Source organism: Lysobacter sp. CA196 (assembly GCF_052078695.1).
Lineage (GTDB): Bacteria > Pseudomonadota > Gammaproteobacteria > Xanthomonadales > Xanthomonadaceae > Lysobacter.
In genome coordinates this window covers 1-18922 of the sequence record NZ_JBQJIN010000036.1, presented here as the reverse complement: position 1 = coordinate 18922, position 18922 = coordinate 1, and the positions used below count along the sequence as shown (strand labels likewise).

Annotated in this window: 17 protein-coding genes, 1 pseudogene and 1 riboswitch; of the genes and pseudogenes, 13 read left to right on the top strand and 5 right to left on the bottom strand. The window is 67.1% G+C overall.

The window, feature by feature from the left end; genetic code table 11:
• Positions 1–54: 54 nt before the first annotated feature.
• A riboswitch (cobalamin riboswitch) is annotated at positions 55–274 on the bottom strand.
• Between the two features lie 552 nt (positions 275–826).
• Positions 827–1072 carry a hypothetical protein gene (locus ACTOWK_RS21415; protein WP_441332112.1) on the top strand — a complete coding sequence of 82 codons (246 nt, stop codon included), beginning with the start codon at positions 827–829 and terminating at the stop codon, positions 1070–1072.
• Between the two features lie 461 nt (positions 1073–1533).
• On the opposite strand, the gene ACTOWK_RS21410 is transcribed toward ACTOWK_RS21415, so the two are convergent.
• Positions 1534–2481: a Vps62-related protein gene (locus ACTOWK_RS21410; RefSeq protein WP_441332111.1), complete on the bottom strand. Its 948-nt coding sequence runs from the start codon at positions 2479–2481 to the stop codon at positions 1534–1536.
• 444 nt (positions 2482–2925) lie between these two features.
• Here ACTOWK_RS21410 and ACTOWK_RS21405 point away from each other — a divergent pair, with 444 nt between their 5' ends.
• From ACTOWK_RS21405 to ACTOWK_RS21385, 5 genes are all read left to right on the top strand, one after another.
• The gene (locus ACTOWK_RS21405; RefSeq protein ID WP_441332110.1) at positions 2926–3555 is read left to right on the top strand and encodes a hypothetical protein; all 630 of its coding nucleotides are present in this window, start codon (positions 2926–2928) and stop codon (positions 3553–3555) included.
• A 163-nt stretch (positions 3556–3718) separates the two neighbouring features.
• Positions 3719–4351 carry a hypothetical protein gene (locus ACTOWK_RS21400; RefSeq protein WP_441332109.1) on the top strand — a complete coding sequence of 211 codons (633 nt, stop codon included), beginning with the start codon at positions 3719–3721 and terminating at the stop codon, positions 4349–4351.
• A complete protein-coding gene (locus ACTOWK_RS21395) occupies positions 4348–4806 on the top strand; it encodes a hypothetical protein (RefSeq protein WP_441332108.1) in 459 nt (152 codons plus the stop codon). Before ACTOWK_RS21400 ends, ACTOWK_RS21395 begins: the two co-directional genes overlap by 4 nt.
• Positions 4806–5618, top strand: coding sequence for a hypothetical protein (locus ACTOWK_RS21390; RefSeq protein WP_441332107.1), 813 nt, complete (start codon positions 4806–4808; stop codon positions 5616–5618). Before ACTOWK_RS21395 ends, ACTOWK_RS21390 begins: the two co-directional genes overlap by 1 nt.
• Positions 5615–7615, top strand: coding sequence for a carboxypeptidase-like regulatory domain-containing protein (locus ACTOWK_RS21385; protein ID WP_441332106.1), 2001 nt, complete (start codon positions 5615–5617; stop codon positions 7613–7615). Before ACTOWK_RS21390 ends, ACTOWK_RS21385 begins: the two co-directional genes overlap by 4 nt.
• Here the strand turns inward: ACTOWK_RS21385 and ACTOWK_RS21380 are convergent.
• Positions 7579–8118, bottom strand: coding sequence for a hypothetical protein (locus tag ACTOWK_RS21380; protein ID WP_441332105.1), 540 nt, complete (start codon positions 8116–8118; stop codon positions 7579–7581). The genes ACTOWK_RS21385 and ACTOWK_RS21380 overlap by 37 nt on opposite strands.
• 131 nt (positions 8119–8249) lie before the next feature.
• Here ACTOWK_RS21380 and ACTOWK_RS21375 point away from each other — a divergent pair, with 131 nt between their 5' ends.
• From ACTOWK_RS21375 to ACTOWK_RS21350, 6 genes and pseudogenes are all read left to right on the top strand, one after another.
• Positions 8250–8678, top strand: coding sequence for a CBS domain-containing protein (locus ACTOWK_RS21375; protein WP_441332104.1), 429 nt, complete (start codon positions 8250–8252; stop codon positions 8676–8678).
• Positions 8679–8881: 203 nt separating this feature from the next.
• On the top strand, positions 8882–9940 hold the full coding sequence (locus tag ACTOWK_RS21370; RefSeq protein WP_441332103.1) for an SDR family oxidoreductase: 1059 nt from the start codon (positions 8882–8884) through the stop codon (positions 9938–9940).
• Positions 9941–10116: 176 nt separating this feature from the next.
• Positions 10117–11820, top strand: coding sequence for an ABC1 kinase family protein (locus tag ACTOWK_RS21365; protein WP_441332102.1), 1704 nt, complete (start codon positions 10117–10119; stop codon positions 11818–11820).
• Between the two features lie 212 nt (positions 11821–12032).
• On the top strand, positions 12033–12809 hold the full coding sequence (locus ACTOWK_RS21360) for a hypothetical protein (RefSeq protein WP_441332101.1): 777 nt from the start codon (positions 12033–12035) through the stop codon (positions 12807–12809).
• 212 nt (positions 12810–13021) lie between these two features.
• Positions 13022–14146 (top strand): annotated as a pseudogene (locus ACTOWK_RS21355) (PAS domain S-box protein); the annotation flags it as partial.
• Complete coding sequence (locus tag ACTOWK_RS21350) at positions 14135–14557, top strand: response regulator (RefSeq protein ID WP_441332135.1); 423 nt, start codon at positions 14135–14137, stop codon at positions 14555–14557. The pseudogene ACTOWK_RS21355 and the gene ACTOWK_RS21350, both read left to right, overlap by 12 nt.
• A 164-nt stretch (positions 14558–14721) precedes the next feature.
• Here the strand turns inward: ACTOWK_RS21350 and ACTOWK_RS21345 are convergent, their stop codons facing one another.
• On the bottom strand, positions 14722–14886 hold the full coding sequence (locus ACTOWK_RS21345; RefSeq protein ID WP_441332100.1) for a DUF1328 domain-containing protein: 165 nt from the start codon (positions 14884–14886) through the stop codon (positions 14722–14724).
• 3 nt (positions 14887–14889) lie between these two features.
• Here ACTOWK_RS21345 and ACTOWK_RS21340 point away from each other — a divergent pair, with 3 nt between their 5' ends.
• Positions 14890–15474 carry a hypothetical protein gene (locus tag ACTOWK_RS21340; protein WP_441332099.1) on the top strand — a complete coding sequence of 195 codons (585 nt, stop codon included), beginning with the start codon at positions 14890–14892 and terminating at the stop codon, positions 15472–15474.
• On the opposite strand, the gene ACTOWK_RS21335 is transcribed toward ACTOWK_RS21340, so the two are convergent.
• Both ACTOWK_RS21335 and ACTOWK_RS21330 read right to left on the bottom strand, forming a co-directional pair.
• Positions 15449–16711 carry a hypothetical protein gene (locus ACTOWK_RS21335; RefSeq protein WP_441332098.1) on the bottom strand — a complete coding sequence of 421 codons (1263 nt, stop codon included), beginning with the start codon at positions 16709–16711 and terminating at the stop codon, positions 15449–15451. The two genes, ACTOWK_RS21340 and ACTOWK_RS21335, sit on opposite strands and share 26 nt — an antisense overlap.
• Positions 16704–18722: a catalase gene (locus ACTOWK_RS21330; RefSeq protein WP_441332134.1), complete on the bottom strand. Its 2019-nt coding sequence runs from the start codon at positions 18720–18722 to the stop codon at positions 16704–16706. Before ACTOWK_RS21330 ends, ACTOWK_RS21335 begins: the two co-directional genes overlap by 8 nt.
• Between the last annotated feature and the right edge of the window lie 200 nt (positions 18723–18922).

Here is an 18922-nt window from a genome sequence, read left to right as displayed (position 1 = left end):
CGCGTCGAGCCAGCCCGTCCGGTTGCCCACCGCAACACCCGAGGACGGCATCGCATGCGATGCCCGCCACTGGCCGGTCTCCGGGCTTGCGAGCGATGCGCTCGATCCGCATCACCCCGACACCTTCCCGCGAAATCGCAGTGGTATTGAGTCGGGTGTTCTCGCCTACCGTTGCGGGGGCAGCGCCGGAATGGAGTCTGTCGACTCGCACCGGCTTCCCGTTTCACCCTGCTCGCCGGTACGGCGGCAGGACACCTGTGGCCGGCGGAGTGTAGGCGCCGGATCGCATGCGGACAAGCTGCGCTGCGCAAAGCTGCGCGCTCGCTCGCACGATGACCTCGTCGAATTCGTCCGGTGCCGCATTCATCTTGTCGTCGGCGTGCTCTGCCACGCGTCGTGCATCGCACCGCACCGCGGCGAATGGAATGCGGGGCGATGCGTTTATCGCCGGACTGCGCCGATCGGCGCAGTTGACCATGCTTCGCGCATCGACCGAGCTGCGTATCGCCATCTCGCAAGCCGCCGCCTGTGCTCGGTCGGACACGAAACGTCGAGCGTCGATCGATACTGTGATGGGCGGCGGATATTCCGTGCAGCGATGCAGGCGAAATGGCTGGTGCGGCGGGGATGGCTGCAGCAGGGGCAAATTCGACAGGCGCGCGGGACCGCGATGGGGAGCATCGGCGGCGTTCGCTCGGCTGGCGTCGGCTGAGGTTGGGACTGGACCTGCATGAATCCGGCGCGGGACTGCGACCGGGGTGACATTCTCAGGTCATTGCAAGATCATGGCGTAAGCGCAATACCTATCTCCGAGGAGCAGTACCCGATGGTCGATCGCGAACGACGCGGAACCGGGCAGACCAGCACGGTGGCGCTGCGCGCCGGGCTGACCCCGGAGCAACGGGACGCGTTGACGACTCTGGAACATTTCCGTTGGGAGCTGCGCTTCGTGCGCCGGCCGCTGTTCCGGGAACCGATCCCGGTGGTGTTCCATCCCGATGGCGAGCGTTATGCGGTGTTGGAGGCGGATGGGTCGCTCAATGAGAACCCGGGGTTCGAGATACGCCGCTGAGGAGTGATGGGGACAAGGATCGGGCTGAGCGACGGTGCGCAGCACTGTAATGTCCTGACGCCTGCAGGGCCTGTCTGTAGGAGCGGCGTGAGTCGCGACCGCGGGACGCGCTGCGGCGACAACGCCGATGTCGCCCATCGAAGCGGTGTCCTTTCGCGGGGGTAGGAGCGGCGCAAGCCGCGACCGCGTTCTTTCGATCTTGCGGCGTATCGCTCACGCAAGATCAAGATCAAGATCAAACGCCAAAAGCTTCCGCCACTTTAGTGGCGGAAGCTCTTCGCGTTTGATCTTGCTTGAGAGAGGCGCCGCGAGGCCATTGCGACGCGGTCGCGACTTGCGTCGCTCCTACCCCGCGAAAGGACGCCACTTCGATGGATGGCGTCGGCGCTGTCGCATCTGCGCATCCCGCGGTCGCGACTTGCGTCGCTCCTACAAAGGGGGGCATGCCTCCGCCCCCGCGCTCAGCGCGGGAAGAAGAACGGCGGATACGGACCGTAGAAGGGGAAACCCGGTTTCTCGTCGATCGGCTGCAGCGACGGGTCGGCGTCGCCGGCGACGATCGGTCCCTTGTCGGCCGACGGTCCGGTCGGGCCGGTGGTCTCGCCGATACCGAATTCCTGGCCGCTGCCGCGTTCGCCCCACAGCACGTGGCCGCCATACCACTCCTGCGTGGTCACATCGATGGCCGGCTGGCCGGCCAGGTCGAAGCGCACGCCGCCGGTCTCGGCGGAATCGTTGATGCCGGGCGCCTTGGATTTCCAGGAGCCGGTCTCGGGGAAGTTCGCATGCGAGCCCTGGCCGACGTAGGACACCGGGCGGCCGTCTTCCTTCGGCGTGTCGGCCCAGGAGCGCTCGGCGTTCAAGCCGCCATGGGCGCTGTAGCGCACCGCGGTCGGCTGGTACTGGTCGTCGAGCTGCACGGTGATCTTTTCCCAGTCGCCTTCGTGGTTCTGCACGTCGCCGAGGCCGGGCGGGCCGTCGTTGTAGGAATAGAACAGGTGGTAGGTGATGGTGTTGGTTTCGGGGTCGTATTCGTAGAGATTCTTGCTGTTGCCGAGGTCGCCGTCGCGAACGCCGTCGCCGAGTTCCTCGTTCTGGTGATCGAGGAACAACTGGCTGTCGGCGCTCTTGTTGTCGGGGCCGATCTGCGCCAGTTCGTCCGCCGGCACCTCGCCGAGCCCGTGCAGTTCCTTGTCGCCCCAGAAGTCGCGTTCCTGCCGCAGGGTCGATTGCTCGATATACGTGTTCGGGTCCTGCAGGAAATTTTCTTCCTGGGGATGGAAGTAGAGGATCGGGGCATAGCGCTGGGCGAGCTCCTGCTGCTGCACCGGGGTCAGCGGCGCCGGCACGACCGGGTCGATCGGCGGCAGGCATTGACGGGAGGGGCCGGAAATATCGGAGGGATACATGGCACTGCTCCAGGGCGGGAGGTCGCCACGGCAGTGTAGTGAGGCCGTTCCGGCGGCAGCATTCGGGCTGACCGTAGGGCGGGGCGGCAGGCTGACGAGGGGCATCGGCCGCATCGGCATGGAGCCGTGGCGAAGGGCGGAATCGGAGGGCCGGCGTCGGCCGCGGACGGCGCGGTCTCGATGCGTTGAACGAGTCGAAAGCGGCTGCCGACCGATCGCTGCGGGACGCCGCAACTGCGGAAGGGGCGACCTGTACAGAGCGTGGCCGGGATTGACAGGGCACGGCGAGGTGTGACGGAGAACGTCAGTAGTGTGACATTAGTCGCACGCGGCTCACGTATGCTTAACAAGCAATGTGCCGAATGTCACTCCTTGGCATACTTTGTGCGTTTTTATGGCCTGCGCCCGGAGCCCCGGCGCCTTCGACCTCCCTGGAACCCAATAATGCGAACGCTCACGAAGTCCCTTTTGGCCCTGTCGCTGCTTGCCGCCGTACCGATGCTCGCCCAAGCCGAATCGCAGTACACCACCGGCACCGGCACCCCGATTACCGCCAGCGCCAAGCTGGACTTCCAGATCACGATCCCGAAGATCCTGTTCCTGCGCGTCGGCAGCGGCGCGGACTACACGACCAACACCACGGTCAACCAGATCGCATTCGTCGTGCCGGCCGCTCAGGTCGGTATCGGTGGTACAGGCATCGCTGCCACCGCCGCCTCCGGCGACCTCAACGACGGCAAGGTCACCGCCAAGCTGGTCGGCAACAACGGCACCATCACCCTGACCTCGACCACCCTGGGCGCGCTCAACAACGGTGTCGCCGGCGACACCATCTCCTACAGCCAGATCGAAACGACCGAAACCATCCTGTCGTCGGCGACGGCGCTGGCCCATCCGACCCTGGCCGACGGCGCGACCACGACCTCGACCGTGGCGCCGGGCACCGGCAAGCTGGTCAACCGCGATGCGGTCTGGGCCTACAAGTACAAGAACAACAACGTGGTCGCTCCGGGCGTCTACGGCGGCGTCAACGCCAACAACAGCCGCGTCACCTACACGGCTTCGATGCCGTAAGCCGCAAGCCGGACGTCCTTTGCGACATCCCCGTTCCCGCGTCGCGGGAACGGCTCCGGTCCACCCCGCAGTGCAGGAACGGCTCCGGTCCGCCCCGCGGTTGCGGGAACGGTTCCGACTCGATCCGCAGTGCGGCAACGGCTCCGACTTCCGAGGCCCCGACATGGCTTTGTCCTTACGCCCGGCGTGCTGGGTGCTGCTCTTGCTTGCGCTGGGCTGGTTCGACACCGCCCAGGCCTTCGTCGTCACGATTTCCCCGGGCGCGCGCATGGTCTACCTGCGGGTCGGCAACGGCGTGTTCACCGGTAATTACTCCAGCGGCGGCACGCCCGGCCGCGGCGGGGCGATCAACAAAGTCTCGGTGACGGTGCCCGCGGCCGTGCTCGGCAACGGCGCCGATCAGGTCATGACCACCGACGCCACCCAGGCCAACAGTTCCTACGACGGCTTCGCCTTCTGCAACGTGCCGGCGCAGATCTACGTCGGCGGTTTCTATCGTCTGCCCGGCAGCACCGGCACCGCGACCCTGACCGCGACCGCGCCGGCGGCGGGCCTGAGCAACGGCGCCGGCAGCACCATCGCGTTTTCGCAGATCAGCTGGACCAGCAGCGGCAACAACGACACCGGCGCCCAGCCGATCCTGGCCGGCACCTTCAGCGGCGGACCGCAGACCCTGGCGAGTTTCCCGGTCAACACCTGGCGCGAAAGCTGCCACACCTTCAGTTACGCCAACGACGCCGTCGTCGCCTCCGGTACCTACACCGGCCAGGTGGTCTACACCTTGAGCGCGCCATGAAGCACGCCATCGTCGCCTGCATCCTGTTCGGCGCGATGTCGCCGTCGCACGCCGGTACCCATCGCGTCGACGACAGCGCCAGCCAGGTCACCGCCAACACCTTGCGCATGCAGTGGGACTCGGTCGCGCCGCGCAGCGGCGAGCGGCCGACGGTGTCCGGTGCGCTGACGGTGTGGGTGCGCTTGAACCTCGCGCCCTGGCAAGGCCGTAGTGGCCGCGTCTACATGACCCTGCCGGCGCAGGCCAGCGGCCCGATCACCGCCGCCTGGACCACCCAGGGCCGCTTGCTGCCGGGCAGCTTGCGCGCCGGCGAACGCACCCTGGTCTATAGCGGCGCCATGCCGGCCGGCCTGCTCGAAGACACCATCCGCCTGACCATCCAGGCCGACGGACAGAAGTTGGTGCGTACCGAGCAACTCAATTTCTCTTTCGAAATCGACGTGGAAGATCTCTGATGCGTACCGCTGTCCTGCGCCATGCCTTGACGTTCGCGGCGCTGTCGCTCTCGCTTGTGGCGATTCCGGGCCCTGGTTTCGCCCAGGGCTTCTCCGCCCTGGTCTCGCCGCCGCGCTTCGAAGACACGGCCAAGCCGGGCACCACCTATCGCAACGTGGTGGAGATTTCCAACATCTCCAATGCGGTCGGTCGCTACACCCTGAAGACCGCCGACTGGCATCTCGATGCGCAGGGCGCGGCGGTATTCGATGAAGCGCTTGCGGCCGACAGTTGCCGGCCCTGGGTCGGCCTGGAAGCGGCGCAGATCGAGATCGCGCCGAACGGCAAGCGCCGTTATCGCTTCGAGGTGGTGGTGCCGGAACACGCGGCGCCCACCGAATGCCGTTTCGCGATCCTGCTCGAAGGCGCGCCGGAGATGATCGGCGACCAGATCACCGTGCCGGTGTCCGGGCGCATCGGCATCATCGTCTACCTGGGCATCGGCGAGGTCGCGGCGCAGTTGCAGCACGTCGCCAGCCGGGTGCGCGAGGTCGACGGCCGGCGACTGCCGGTGCTCGACATCCGCAACACCGGCAAGGCCCATACCCGCCTCGAAGGGCTGGTCGACGGCGTCGACGCGAGCGGCCGCAAGTTCGCGCTCGCACCGTCCAGTCTGCCGATTCTTCCCGGCGAAACGCGTTCGATTGCGCTGGTGCCGGAAGGCGACGACCCGGCCACGCCGGCGCCGCCGATCGTCTATCCGCTGACCCTCAAGGGCGCACTGGAATGGGGCCGCCAGCGCCTCGAACTCGACGTACGCATCGACAAATGAGACCCGCCCGAAGGCTCGCCCGGCGCAGACTGGCGATCTGCGTCGCCTGCACGCTTGCGTCGGCCGCGCCCGCGGCATCGGCGGCCGACGCGCCGGTGCCGGTCTACCGCGACCGCATCATCGCCGCGCAGGCGTTGGCGCCGTTGCCGCCCGACGAAGACGAGGTCGTCGACGGCGACGGCCTGCCGCGTTCGTTCCGGGTCGAGCTCAACGCCGCCTACACCGAGCGCGGCGCCGAGCACTTCGGCGAGCAAGGCCTGGCCGCCGGTGGATTCCGGGAAACCGCGAACTGGGGCAGCCTGTCGCTCGACGCGACCGTCTTCCACAGCGACCGCGACCGCTTCGCCGACGACAGCGGCTGGGGCGGCGCGGCGACCGTGTGGCAGCGCAATCTGTTCGTCGACGGCGGTTGGCGCCTCGACAACGGCCTGGGCGCGATCAACACGCCGATGTCGCAGTTGCAACGCAACCAATACCGTTTCTTCCTGCCGAGCGTGGCGATGGCCGGCCTGAGCACGCAATGGACCCGCGACGCCAGCGGCCTGAGCGTGTACGGCGCGGTCGGCCGCGCCGGGCTTTACAACGGCACCCGCGTGGTCGGCTTCGACGTCGCCGACGGCCACGTCGGCGCGTTCGGCGCGCAATGGCAGGGCGGGTCGGGTTGGACCCATGCGGTCTCGGCCTTGAGCACCGACGGACGTATCGTGCCCGACGACATCGGCGAGCCGGGCCTGATCGACCGGCCCAGCCAGGCCGCGCATTGGGCGAGCGCGTGGCAGTCCGATCGCGACGCGGTGCAAGTGAATCTGCTCGGCAGCCACGACGGCGGCGGCAACGCCACCGGCGCCTGGATCGACGCGAGTGCGCGGCGCGGCCGTTATCGGCACAACTACGGTTTGTTTTCGCTCGACCCGGGCTTGAGCTGGGGCGCTTCTCCGATCAATCAGGACGTGCGCGGCGGTTATTACCGCCTGGCTTATCAGTACGGCCGCTGGAGCTGGAACGCTGGTCTCGACGACATCCGTTCGATCAGCGGCGCCGGCTTCGACGGCCAGTACGCCACCGCGTTCGCGCGCTACCAGGCCAGCAGCGTGTTCGGCTACGGCGCCAGCCTGAGTCTGCGCCACGCCGACGACGATACCTACGCGGCCCAGTTGTTCGCCGATCGGCGCAACGGCTGGGGCCAGACCCGCGTCCAGTTCGATCACGCCGGCGGCGAAGGCGGGGTGGGGCGCAGTTGGCAGGCCAGCATCGACCAGGCCCTGCCTCTGCGCGAAGGCCGGCGGTTGTCGGTGTCGCTGGGTTACGGCGAATGGGGCGAGCGCTACGAGGTTTCGACCGGAGCCACCACCCGCGCCACGACCCGCACCACGACCTTCTCGATGTACGGCGGCCTGGAGCTCGGCGACCGTGTGTCCGTGGACGGCACCGCGCGCTGGACCCACGGCGAAGGCCCGGCGGCGATGCGCGGCGTCGACATGAATCTCGGGGTCAACTGGCGCATCGCGTCGCGCTGGTCGCTGACCGCCGCGCTGTATCAGAGCCAGGGCTCGCAGCGTTCGCCGTTCGTGCTCGATCCGCTGATCGTCGACTCGCCGTTCCTGACGCTGCCGCGCGAACGTTCGGCGTTCCTGACCTTGCGTTACGAGCGCCAGTCCGGCCGCGCATTGCCGGTGATCGGCGGGGCGCCGGGTTCGGCGGTCGGCGGCATCGACGGCTCGCTGTTCCTCGACGACAACGACGACGGCGTGCGCGCCGCGTCCGAACAGGCCGCGCCGAACGTGACCGTGGTGCTCGACGGCCGTTATGCGGTGCGCACCGACAGCAACGGCCAGTTCTCGTTCCCGCGGGTGTCGGTCGGCAAACACACGATCGCGGTGATTCCCGACAACCTGCCGTTGCCGTGGGCGGTGCGCGACGACCACGGCCTGCAGTCGGTCGAAGTCGGCGTGCGCCGCAGTCAGCGCGTGGATATTCCAGCGACGCGGCAGCGCTGAGGCGAACCCGGCGGGCGCCGCCTCAACGCTGAACGCAGCAGCGGTTGTTGGGCGTTCGTGAACGCCTTGGCGGTCGAGCACGACTCCTGCTTAACCTGGCCCGGGCCACCGTCGTCGAGGATCGCCCCGATTCCGGCGGCGACGAGGTGGCGGACATGGGCAACAAGAGCAACGGCAATCCACGCGATGGCGGGCAGCACGAGGGGCGGCCTCCGCACGGCCAGGGCCACCAACCCTTGCCCGGCGAGAATCCCCCGCAGGAAGGCGAGCACGAGAAGCGGAAAGTCCAGAACGCCGATTTGCCGCAAGGCGAGGGGCATCAACCCTTGCCAGGCGAAGACTCGCAAGACCCGGCCCCGAAGCGCTAGCTCCCGGCCGCCGAATCGTCGCATCGGCGGTGCGGGGCGACCGATGACAGTGCGTGGGCGGCGTAGCGCAAGCGTTGCCATGCGCGGGCGGAACAGCGCAAAAAATAATAGTTGCGCGCGCTGGCGGGCATTCATTGCGCTGCGCGCGCTGCGAACGTCATTGCCGCAACGTGAAGGCCGCCCTCGCCGCGGTTCACGGCGATCGAACGAAACGCGGACGACAATCCGCTTGCACTGCATCCTTACACTCACTGCGGAGGAGCATCGTGATCACTGCGAAAACCCTGATGACCCCGGATCCGGCGACCTGTTTCATCGGCACGCCGGTGCGGGAGATCGCTCGCCTGATGCTCGACAACGACTGCGGCGAGATTCCGGTGCTCGATGAGCAAAGAAGGCCGCTCGGTGTGGTGACCGATCGCGACATCGCGATCCGGATCGTCGCCACGGGAGGCGACGGCACCGCCACCGCCGGCGAAGCGATGACCTCACCGGTGAGGACGGTGAGCGAGGAAAGCGATCTGCGCGATTGCGTCGCGGTGATGGAGGCGGCGCAGGTACGCAGGGTGCCGGTGGTCAACGCCGCCGGCGAGCTGGTCGGCATCGTCTCGTTGGCGGATATCGCGTTGGCCGGCAAGAGCCGCGCCACCGCCGAAGTGGTCAGAGAGGTATCGACGCCGGCCGGCACGCACTAGGCGAGCCGCAAGCTTGCGAACCGCGTGCCCGCTGCTGCACGGCACGGCGACGGGTGTCCATCGTCAGTCACAGCGCGGTGCCAGCCACCGCGTTGGTTGATCGGGGATTGGTTGCGCACGGGTGAACGCGTTGCATCGTTCACGTCGGCCGAATGAAGCCGATTTTATCGTCGAAAGCCTGTCTCTACCGTTGCGGTGACCTCATGGCCAGCAAGAAGGCATCCAAGTCGCTCAGGCAATCCGCCTCGAAACCGTCGGCTCGTCCGGCTTCCACCGCCGCGATGGGATCGGCGCCGGCCGAGCGCACGGCGGCGCGCCAGCGTGCGATCCAGAAGGGCATCGATGCGAAGCCCGAAGCGCCGGCTTCGAAGAAGGCGGCCAAGCAGACCGCGGTGCAGGCCGGGCCGCACAGCCAGCCCGAAAACCCGTTGCCGAAGCAGCATCTGCTCAAGCCCGGCCGCGAGCGTGAGCTCGAACCGCGCCCGAAATTCGCCGCCGAAGGCTATCTGGGCAGCGCCAAGCTGGACGGCATGGCGGCGATCGTGACCGGCGGCGATTCCGGCATCGGACGCGCGGTGGCGGTGTTGTTCGCCCGCGAAGGCGCCGACGTCGCGGTGTTGTATCTGAACGAGCACGAAGACGCCCTGGACACCTGCCGATACGTCGAGCGGGAAGGGCGCCGCGCCCTGGCGATCGCCGGCGACGTGCGCGACCCGACGTTCTGCGAGGGCGCGGTCGCCCAGGTCGTGGCCCAGTTCGGTCGTCTGGACATCCTGGTCAACAACGCCGCATTCCAACTGCATGCCGACTCGCTGGAGGACCTGAGCGATGCGCATCTGCAGGAAACCCTGCAGACCAACATCGCCGGCTATTTCCATATGGCGCGTGCGGCCTTGCCGCATCTGGGGCAGGGCGCATCGATCATCAACACCGGATCGGAAACCGGCCTGTTCGGCAACAAGCACCTGTTGGATTATTCGGCGACCAAGGGGGCGATCCATGCGTTCACCAAGTCGCTGGCCAGCCAGCTCCTGCCGCGCGGGATTCGGGTCAATGCGGTCGCGCCCGGCCCGGTGTGGACGCCTCTGAACCCGGCCGACAAGCCTGCCGATGCGGTGGCGAAATTCGGCGAAGACAGCGACATGGGACGGCCCGCGCAACCGGAAGAAATCTCGCCCGCTTACGTATTCCTTGCCGCACCGATCTGCTCGTCCTACGTCAACGGCGTGATCCTGCCGGTCATGGGCGGGCCGAGAGGCTGATCCTCAATCGCTGCACGACCGCGAGGCGAGCTCGCGTGCGGGTTCTGCAGCAGGAGAGCGAACCGCAGAGCGGGCGATGCCGCACGCGGGCCCTCACGAGCCGTTGCCGAGGCATGCGGAATAGTCCAGCCGTCCGTTCTCCCGTCGTGGCTTGCCACCTGCCAGGAGTCGCCAGCATGAGCCCCAGTCTCGGCCCCAGCCAAAACTCCAGCCCCGGTCCGTTGACCCGAACCGCGCAGTTGGTCGGCTTTCTGCTGAAGTACCGCAGCTCGGGCGTGTTCACCGGTCTGGACTGGGATGCCGCGACCGACCTGGACGTGGAGGCGCCCGAAGAAGGGCGGCCGGCGGATTTCGTGCGCGACCTGGAAGCGCTCGGCCCGACCTTCATCAAGATCGGCCAGGCGCTGTCGACGCGCCCCGACATGGTGCCGCCGGCCTATCTGGCGGCACTGGAGCGCATGCAGGACGACGTCACCGCCCTGGATGCGGCGACCATCGAGGCGGTGGTCGAGAGCGAACTGGGCGTGCGCCTGCACAGCGTGTTTCCGCAATTCGACCCCAAGCCGCTCGGCTGCGCCTCGCTGGCGCAGGTGCACCGCGCCACCTTGCGCGACGGCCGCGAGGTGGCGGTGAAAGTACAGCGGCCGAACGTCGCGCAGGTCATCCGCAGCGACCTCGACACCTTGCAGATGCTGGCCTCGAAGGCCGACCACAACACCCAGGTCGGCCGGCGCCTGCACTTCGCCGACTGGGTCCAGGAGTTCCGCAAGACCCTCATGGACGAACTCGACTATCGGCTCGAAGCCGATCATCTGGAACGCTTCGGCGAACACCTGGCCAAATACCCGACCCTGGTGGTGCCGCAGCCGCTGCGCGACCTGTCCAGCGTGCGCGTGCTGACCATGGAGCTGGTGACCGGCAGCAAAGTCACCGAGCCGCTCGGGCTGCGCCGCACCGAGCATTCGATGCGGCCTTTGGTGGTGGATCTGCTGCGCGGCTATCTCGACCAGATGTTCGTGCACGGCGAGATGCATGCCGACCCGCATCCGGGCAACCTGCTGATCACGCCCGACCATCGCCTGGCCATCTTCGATCTGGGCATGGTCGCGCACATCCCGCCCAAGATGCGCGGGCGTTTGTTGAAGCTGGTGTTCTCGGCGGTGGACGGGCGCGGCGAAGCGGTCGCCGACGAGTTGATCGGCCTGGGCGTGCGCCTGCACGATTTCGACGAAAGCCGCTTCGTGCGCGAGGTCGGCCAGCACGTGGCGCGCTACGCGGCGCACGGCCATTCGCAGGATTGGTCGGAAGGCCGATTGCTGCTGCACCTGAGCCGGCTCAGCGCCTTGTGCGGACTGCGCACGCCGCCGGAGTTCAACCTGCTCGCCAAGACCCTGCTCAACCTCGAAACCGTCTGCATCGCGCTGGACCCCGGGCTGAGTCTGAAACAGACCGTCGAGGATCATCTGCAAGGCCTGTTGCGCGACCGGCTGCTGCAGTCGCTGTCGCCGGCGAACCTGGCGAGCGAAGCGATCGAGCTGCAATCGCTGGTACAGGACGCGCCGCGCAAGGTCGGCACGGTGCTGTCGCTGCTGGCCGAGAACCGCCTGCAGGTGCGGATCACCGGCTGGCAGGATTCGGCGATCATGGAGAACCTGCAGAAGATCGCCAACCGCATCGCCGCGGGCATCGTCGTGGCCGCCTTGCTGATTTCCAGCGCCTTGCTGTTGCGCTCGGGCGTCGGGCCGTTCCTGTTCGGCTACCCGGCCTTCGCCCTGGTGCTGTTCGTGATCGCCGCCGGCCTCGGCCTGGCGATCGTGGTCAGCGCCTTGCGCAACGATAAAAAGCCGCGGCCGCGCGAAGAGCGTGGCACTCGCTCGTGACGGCGCGGCCTGCGCGGCCCTGCCAGGTGCTGCAGGCCCGAGCCTTTCGTCCCCGCGTTCACGCCCGGCGTCGACAGCCTGAGCGATTCAGATTCGTTTAGAACCTGCGCGAAGAATTTAATGGCGTCTTCGCGTCTCGCCGACGCCGTGCACATCCTCCAGGCGCGACGCTTGCATGCACTGGCCATGCAAGGCCATAACCGGGAGGCACTATGACGAACTCCAACGAAAGCCGCGATCTCAATCGCGATCCGATCAGCGGCACGCCGGGATCGCACCCGGTCGGGGTCGGGCTGGGCGGCGCAGGCGGTGCAGCGGCGGGTGCGGTGATCGGCGCGCTGGCCGGTCCGATCGGCATCCTGATCGGCGGCGGCGTGGGCGCCATCGCCGGCGCGGCGGCCGGCAAAGGCATCGCCGAACGCCTCGATCCGACCGGAGAGACCGAGTACTGGCAGAACGCTCACACCGCTCGACCGTACTACGACTCGAAATTCGACTACGCCACCGACTACGCGCCGGCCTATGCCTATGGCACCGAAGCCCGCTCGCGCATGCACGATCGCGGCTGGGACCCGTCCACCGAAGCGGAACTCGAACGCGACTGGGCCGGCGCGCGCAATCAGTCGCGGCTGGACTGGGCCGATGCGAAGGCGGCGGTACGCGATGCCTGGGACCGCACCGACCGGACCTACCGCACCTACGATGCGGCCGACCGCTACTACGAGTCGAGATTCGACCAGGCCAACTACCGCGAAAAGAATGCGAGCTACGACGACTACCGGCCGGCCTATCGCTACGGCGTGCAGGCACGCCACGGCGCCGCCTGGCGCGAGTGGGACGACCGGCTCGAGGACGAACTCGGTCGCGGTTGGGACAAGGTCAAGGGACAGTCGCGGCTCGGCTGGGAAAAAGCCAAGGAAGCCACCAAGGAGGCCTGGCACACGGTCGAACGCGCCCTGCCGGGCGATGCCGATCGCGACGGGCGCTGATCCTCGTCGAAGGAACACAATCGCCGGCGTCGACACGACGCCGGCGAACTCGGCGATGCGCCGCTGCGGTCGACGAACTTGCGCCGACCGTGGTGGGCCGGATCGGAGCTCGATTCCGGCCTTGCCGCGAGGGGCGATTTTCTCGCCGGCTTAACATCTGACGATGAATCTGGGGGCACTGTAATAGGAGTTTCCCAGCCTCCTACCGTGCCATGGACACTTCGTTTCGACTCGATACCGCACCCAATAAAGACGGCGATGGCGTATCCCTGATCCAGCAGTCGCGACAACTCGAATTGTTGATCATGGGCGTGGTCGATTACGCGATCTACATGCTCGACGTCAACGGCAACATCGCCAGTTGGAACTCCGGCGGCGCGCGCATCAAAGGCTATGACGCCGAGGAAGTGATCGGACGCCATTTCTCCATTTTCTATACTCAAGAAGACGTGGCCGCAGGGGTGCCGCAGGCCGCGTTGGCCCGCGCCTCGACGACCGGGCAGTTCGAAGCCGAGGGCTGGCGCGTCCGCAAGGACGGAAGCCGCTTCTGGGCGAGCGTGGTCATCGACGCCATTCGCGAGGACGGCGAACTGTTGGGGTTCGCAAAAGTCACCCGCGACATCAGCGAGCGCAAACGCTCCGAGCAGGCGCTGGAAGAGGCGCAGAACGCGTTGTTGCAGGCGCAGAAACTCGAAGCGGTGGGGCAGCTCACCTATGGCATGGCGCACGACTTCAACAATCTGCTCACCGTGGTGGGGCACAGCCTGGACCGCCTGCGGACGGTGCGGAACGACGAGGACAAGTTCGATCGCACGATGGCCACCGCGCGCCGCGCATTGGACCGCGGCACGCGCCTGACCAAGCAGTTGCTGGCTTTCTCGCGCGGACAGGTGCTGCGGCCCAAGGCCATCGACGTCAATGCGCTGATCCGCGACGCCGAGGTACTGTTGAGCCGCGTCTGCGATGAGCGCGTCGAGTTGTCTCTGGGTTTATGCGCCGGCACGGCGACGATACAGGCCGACCCGACCCAGTTGGAGGCGAGTCTGCTCAATCTGGTGATCAATGCGCGCGACGCGATCACCCGGTCGAACGGCCGGATCAGGGTGTCGACCGAAATTCATGGCGAGCATCTGACCGTGTCGGTGTCCGACAACGGCAGCGGGATGACCCCGGAAGTGGCGAAGCGCGCTACCGAGCCGTTTTTCACCACCAAGGAGGTCGGCAAGGGCTCCGGCCTGGGCCTCAGCCAGGTTTACGGCTTCGTCAGGCAGACGGGCGGCTCTTTCGAACTCAAGTCGGCCGCCGATGGCGGCACCACCATCGCGATGCACTTCCCCCTGAGCGGCGTGGTGGAGGCGGCGGCGCAACCGACCGTTCTGTTGGTCGACGACGACGAGAACATCCTCGACGTGGTGCAGGACAGCTTGCGCGATGCGGGCTATGCGGTCATCACCGCGGCGAACGGTGCGCAGGCGTTGCAGATACTCACTGAGGACGCCGGCAGGGTCGACGTCGTGTTCAGCGACGTCTCCATGCCAGGCGGCATGTCCGGTATCGATCTGGCCAAACATGCCTACGAGGTGCGGCCGGCGCTGTGGGTGATCCTGACCTCCGGCTACTCGCCGAACTGGTTGCCGGAACTGCCGCTCAATTGCGAGTTCCTGCCCAAGCCCTATGAAATGTCCGACCTGGATCGCCGGCTGCGGCGAAAGCGCCACCCGGTCGATCAGGCGGCGCCTTCGCCTTAGCGATCCGCGCGCGACTGCAGGCTTTCAGGATGCGCCTCGTCGATCGCCTGCGAGCCGCGCTGGCGCGGCTCGCAGGCGCATATGAACGATCGCGTGGCGCCGGCGGCACTCCGCCGCCGCGGCATCGGTGACGTCATTGAGCCTGTTCCACGATTGAGTTTGTTCTAGGCGACCGGGCCGCGGCCGCGGAAGAACGAGATCGCGGCCAGGATCAGGAACACGATGAACAAGATCCACGCGATGTTGCTGGCGGCGCCTGCGATTCCGGTGAAGCCGAGAACGGCGGCGACCAGGGCGATGACCAGGAAGACTACGGCGTAGCTGAGCATGGCATGTCTCCTTTCTTCGATGATGAGCTGTTCGACGGTGCGGTGATGTTGTGTGCAGAAGTGCAGCGCAGATGTGCAGCCGATGGCCGAGGGCCTGCCGGCGAAACGCTGCGCTGCCAGGAGCGGACGCTAGCGGCCGTTGCCTGGCCGGTCGCCGTCGGGCGACTTGGGATGGGCGTGGCCGTGTCGAGGTTCCTGGTCCTGTTGTTGCTTGGTCTGAGGGAGCTTCTGCTCTTGCGGAGGGTTGCGTTGCGGCTCGCGCAGATGATCGCCTCGGCCTTGCGGGTTGTGCCCCTGATGTTTGGTGTCAGTCATGATGGTCGCCTTATCGTTTACCCATATCGTTACCGTTCCGGGCTGGTTCGGCTGATACCGACACTGAGCCATGGCCTGTTAACCAGCGGTCGCTCGGGCAGGCGCTTGGTTTCACCGCAACGAAACATAGGCACACGTCGTCTTCATGATTCCGCGTGGATGCCGAACGCGGCGCGGCCTTGTCGTCGGCCCATGAATCGTTCATGCGTTGCAAGCCGATCCGATTACCAGGATGCGGCGCCGCGGTTCAGCCTGCGCGCCCGCATTGCCTGATCCGATGCGCGAGATAGCGCTCGTACAGCGTAGTCTGCAGATTGTGCAAGGCCAACTCCACCCGGAACGGTGTGCGCGGGTTGCGGTCGAGCAGACGGACGATGTGGAAACCGACCGGTTTGACCCCTTGCTTGTGCACGTAGATCTCGAAGCCGCGGTAGAACGGATCGGCGAGCGCGGTGTCGAGCCGGGCCAGGGTCGCCTGCGCTTGCACAGGCAGGCCCTCGCGCAGTGCCGGGTCGCGTTCGTACAGGGCGCGCTCGAAGAAGCGCTTCGACCGGTAAGGCTGCAGCGAGCGTGCGAGCCGCCATATTTCGCGGTTGCGCCGGTTGTAGAACTCGAAACCGCCGTGGTTGCGCAAGGCGGCCGCGGCTTGCGCGTCGACGTCGTAGACGACGAAATTCTCGGCTTGGTTGTTGAGGTCGTCGAGGCTGCTGCGATCGAATACATGGAACACGAAGCCGGGCCGTCCCATGAAGGCCTGGCGGCCCTGGCGCGCGGCGGCGACGGCACGGCCGTCGTGGACGAAGCGGCCCGCCGAACTGCCCAGCAGGATGCTGCGGGTGGAATGCAGGCGGTTGAAGGTGCCGATCACGATTTCGTCGGCATCGAACTCGGCGTCGAACCCGGCCATGCCATAGAGTTCGGCCTGCGCGCCGTATTGCGCGATTTGCCGTCCGAGCCCGCACTCGCCGCGCACTTGTCCGTTGTAGAAACCTTCGATCGCGCGCGAGTTGGCGCCGCGGGGGCGGTAGCCGCGGCCGAACAAGGAAATCGGTCTCCAGCCGTCGCGTGCCGAGCCGCTGGGGCCGAAGCCGATCCAACCGACTTGCACGGCGGAAAAGCGAAATCCGCGATTGCCGACCAGGCGATCGACCGCGCGTCGCGTCGCCGCGCCCAGGAGGAAGTCGTAGGCGCAGACGCTGGCCGGATGCGCCAACAGCTCGTCGTGGAGGCGGTCGCGCGCGCCGCCATCGAGGCCGGCCGGCATCTTGACCACCAGATCGCCCGCGGCCTGGGCCTCGCTCAGCCCGGCGCGGTCGCAGGGAGCGCCCGGGTGGATCTCCACCTCGGAGGCGGCGACCGGAACGAAGCGCCAGCCCAATTCGTGCAGCAGCCGCGCCTTGCAATCCGCGGACGCGGCCCAGGCCGTCGCGCAGACGGCATGGGCCAGCCCCATCGCCGCCACGGCGACGAAGCGCAGGCGCGACGCTCGGCTCGGGCGGTGCTCAGGCAAGCGTCCGCAGCGTCGGTTCGCGGTCCCATTGCCGGACCTTGGCGAGTTTGACGAAGGCCGCGGTCCGGTCGGCCGCGACCACGCCCGCATCCGGCTCGACCCCGGCCGCACGCAGCAGGTGCCGCGCGCCGGCGTCGACCGCGATGGCCTTGAGGTGGCCGTAGGCATCGCGGACGAAGTCCACCGCGGCGGCTTCCTTCGCCAGGCGCTTGCCGGCGGCGTCCGACAGGACCAGCGCGACCGCATCGAACAGCAGCGAAGGCGTGCCGGCCAATTGTCCGTCGGCGGCCTGCGGCTTGCCGTCGCTGAGTTTGGCGCCGCCGAGCTTCGGCGCCACCAGCTTGACCCGCGCGCCGGCGGCTTCGACCGCCTTGCGCAAGGCCTTGAGGGCAGCCGCATCGGAACCGTCGTCGATCAACACGCCGACGCAGCGCCCGGCCAGGGTGTCCTTCATCTTGCCGATCAGCCGCAGCATCGGCGACGGCGGCAGATCGATCGGCTCGACCGCGGCCGGCGGCGCCGGCGGCAGCCGCTCCAGCCCGAGCCCGGTGGCGACGCGCTTGGCCAGGTCGGGATCGACATGGCGCAGATGCCCGACGATGGCTTCGCGCACGTGCGCAGTGCCGACCTTGGACAGCTCGAACACCAGCGCCGAAGCCATATGCGCCTGTTCGGGCGCGCTCTGGCTGCGGAAGAACAGCCGTGCCTGGGAATAGTGGTCGGCGAAACTCTCCGCTCGGATCCGCCCCTTGCTGCCGTCCTCGCTCGGCGCGGCGGCACTGCGGAAACCGGCCGGCGTCTCGCGCGGCGATTGGGGGTCGAGCGAGCTGGGTTCGTAATTGACCCGGCCTTTCGGCACGCCCATTTGCATATGGCCGTCGCGCTGCAGGTTGGCGAACGGGCACTTGGGCGCGTTGATCGGCAGCTGATGGAAATTGGCCGAACCCAGGCGCGAGAGTTGCGTGTCGAGGTAGGAAAACAGCCGCCCCTGCAGCAGCGGATCGTTGGAAAAATCGATGCCCGGTACGATATGCGAAGGGCAGAAGGCCACTTGTTCGGTTTCGGCGAAGAAATTGTCGGGCCAGCGATCCAGGACCATCCGCCCGATCACGGTCAGCGGAATGGTTTCCTCGGGGATGAGTTTGGTCGGGTCGAGATGATCGAAGGGCAGGGCGTCGGCCTGCTCCTGGGCGAACAGCTGCACGGCGAGCTCCCATTCGGGGAAATCGCCGTTCTGGATGGCCTCGAACAAGTCGCGCCGATGGAAATCCGGATCGGCGCCGGCGAGCTTGACCGCTTCGTCCCAGAGCGTGGATTGCAGTCCCAGCACGGGGCGCCAGTGGAATTTGACGAAGGTCGAAGCGCCTTTGGCGTCGAGCAGGCGGAAGCTGTGCACGCCGAAGCCTTCGATCATGCGCAGCGAACGCGGAATGGTGCGGTCCGACATCGCCCACATGATCATGTGGATCGCCTCGGGCGTCAGCGAGATGAAGTCCCAGAAGGTGTCGTGGGCGCTGGCGGCCTGGGGAAACCCGCGGTCGGGTTCCATCTTCACCGAGTGCACCACGTCGGGGAATTTCATCGCGTCCTGGATGAAGAACACCGGGATGTTGTTGCCGACCAGGTCCCAGTTGCCCTGTTGGGTGTAGAACTTCACCGCGAAGCCGCGCACGTCGCGAGGGGTGTCGATCGAGCCGGCGCCGCCGGCGACCGTGGAAAAGCGACAGAACACCGGCGTGCGCTGCCCGACCTGGGTCAGGATGTCGGCGGTGGTGTATTTCTTCAGCGAACGAGTCAGTTCGAAGTAACCGTGCGCCGCGGTTCCGCGCGCGTGCACGATCCGCTCGGGAATGCGCTCGTGGTCGAAATGGGTGATCTTCTCGCGCAGGATGAAGTCTTCCAGCAGGGTCGGTCCGCGCTCGCGCGCGCGCAACGAGTTCTGGTTGTCCGACAACGGCAGGCCCTGGTTGCTGGTGAGCGGCGGATGGCGCCCGGAGGCGGATTGGTGCAATTCGTCGCCGTTGCCGCGGCGGTCGCGTTCGGCCTTGGCCGGTTTGGACGTCGAGGGGGATGCCTTCTTAGTGGGGCGGTCTCTAAGCTTAAGTGCATCACCCACCGAAGGGTTCTGCACATGGGCCACCACTACACCCACCTGAGTCCCGAAGAGCGCGGCGCCATCATGGCCTGGGTCCGCCAAGGTCTCAGCGCCCG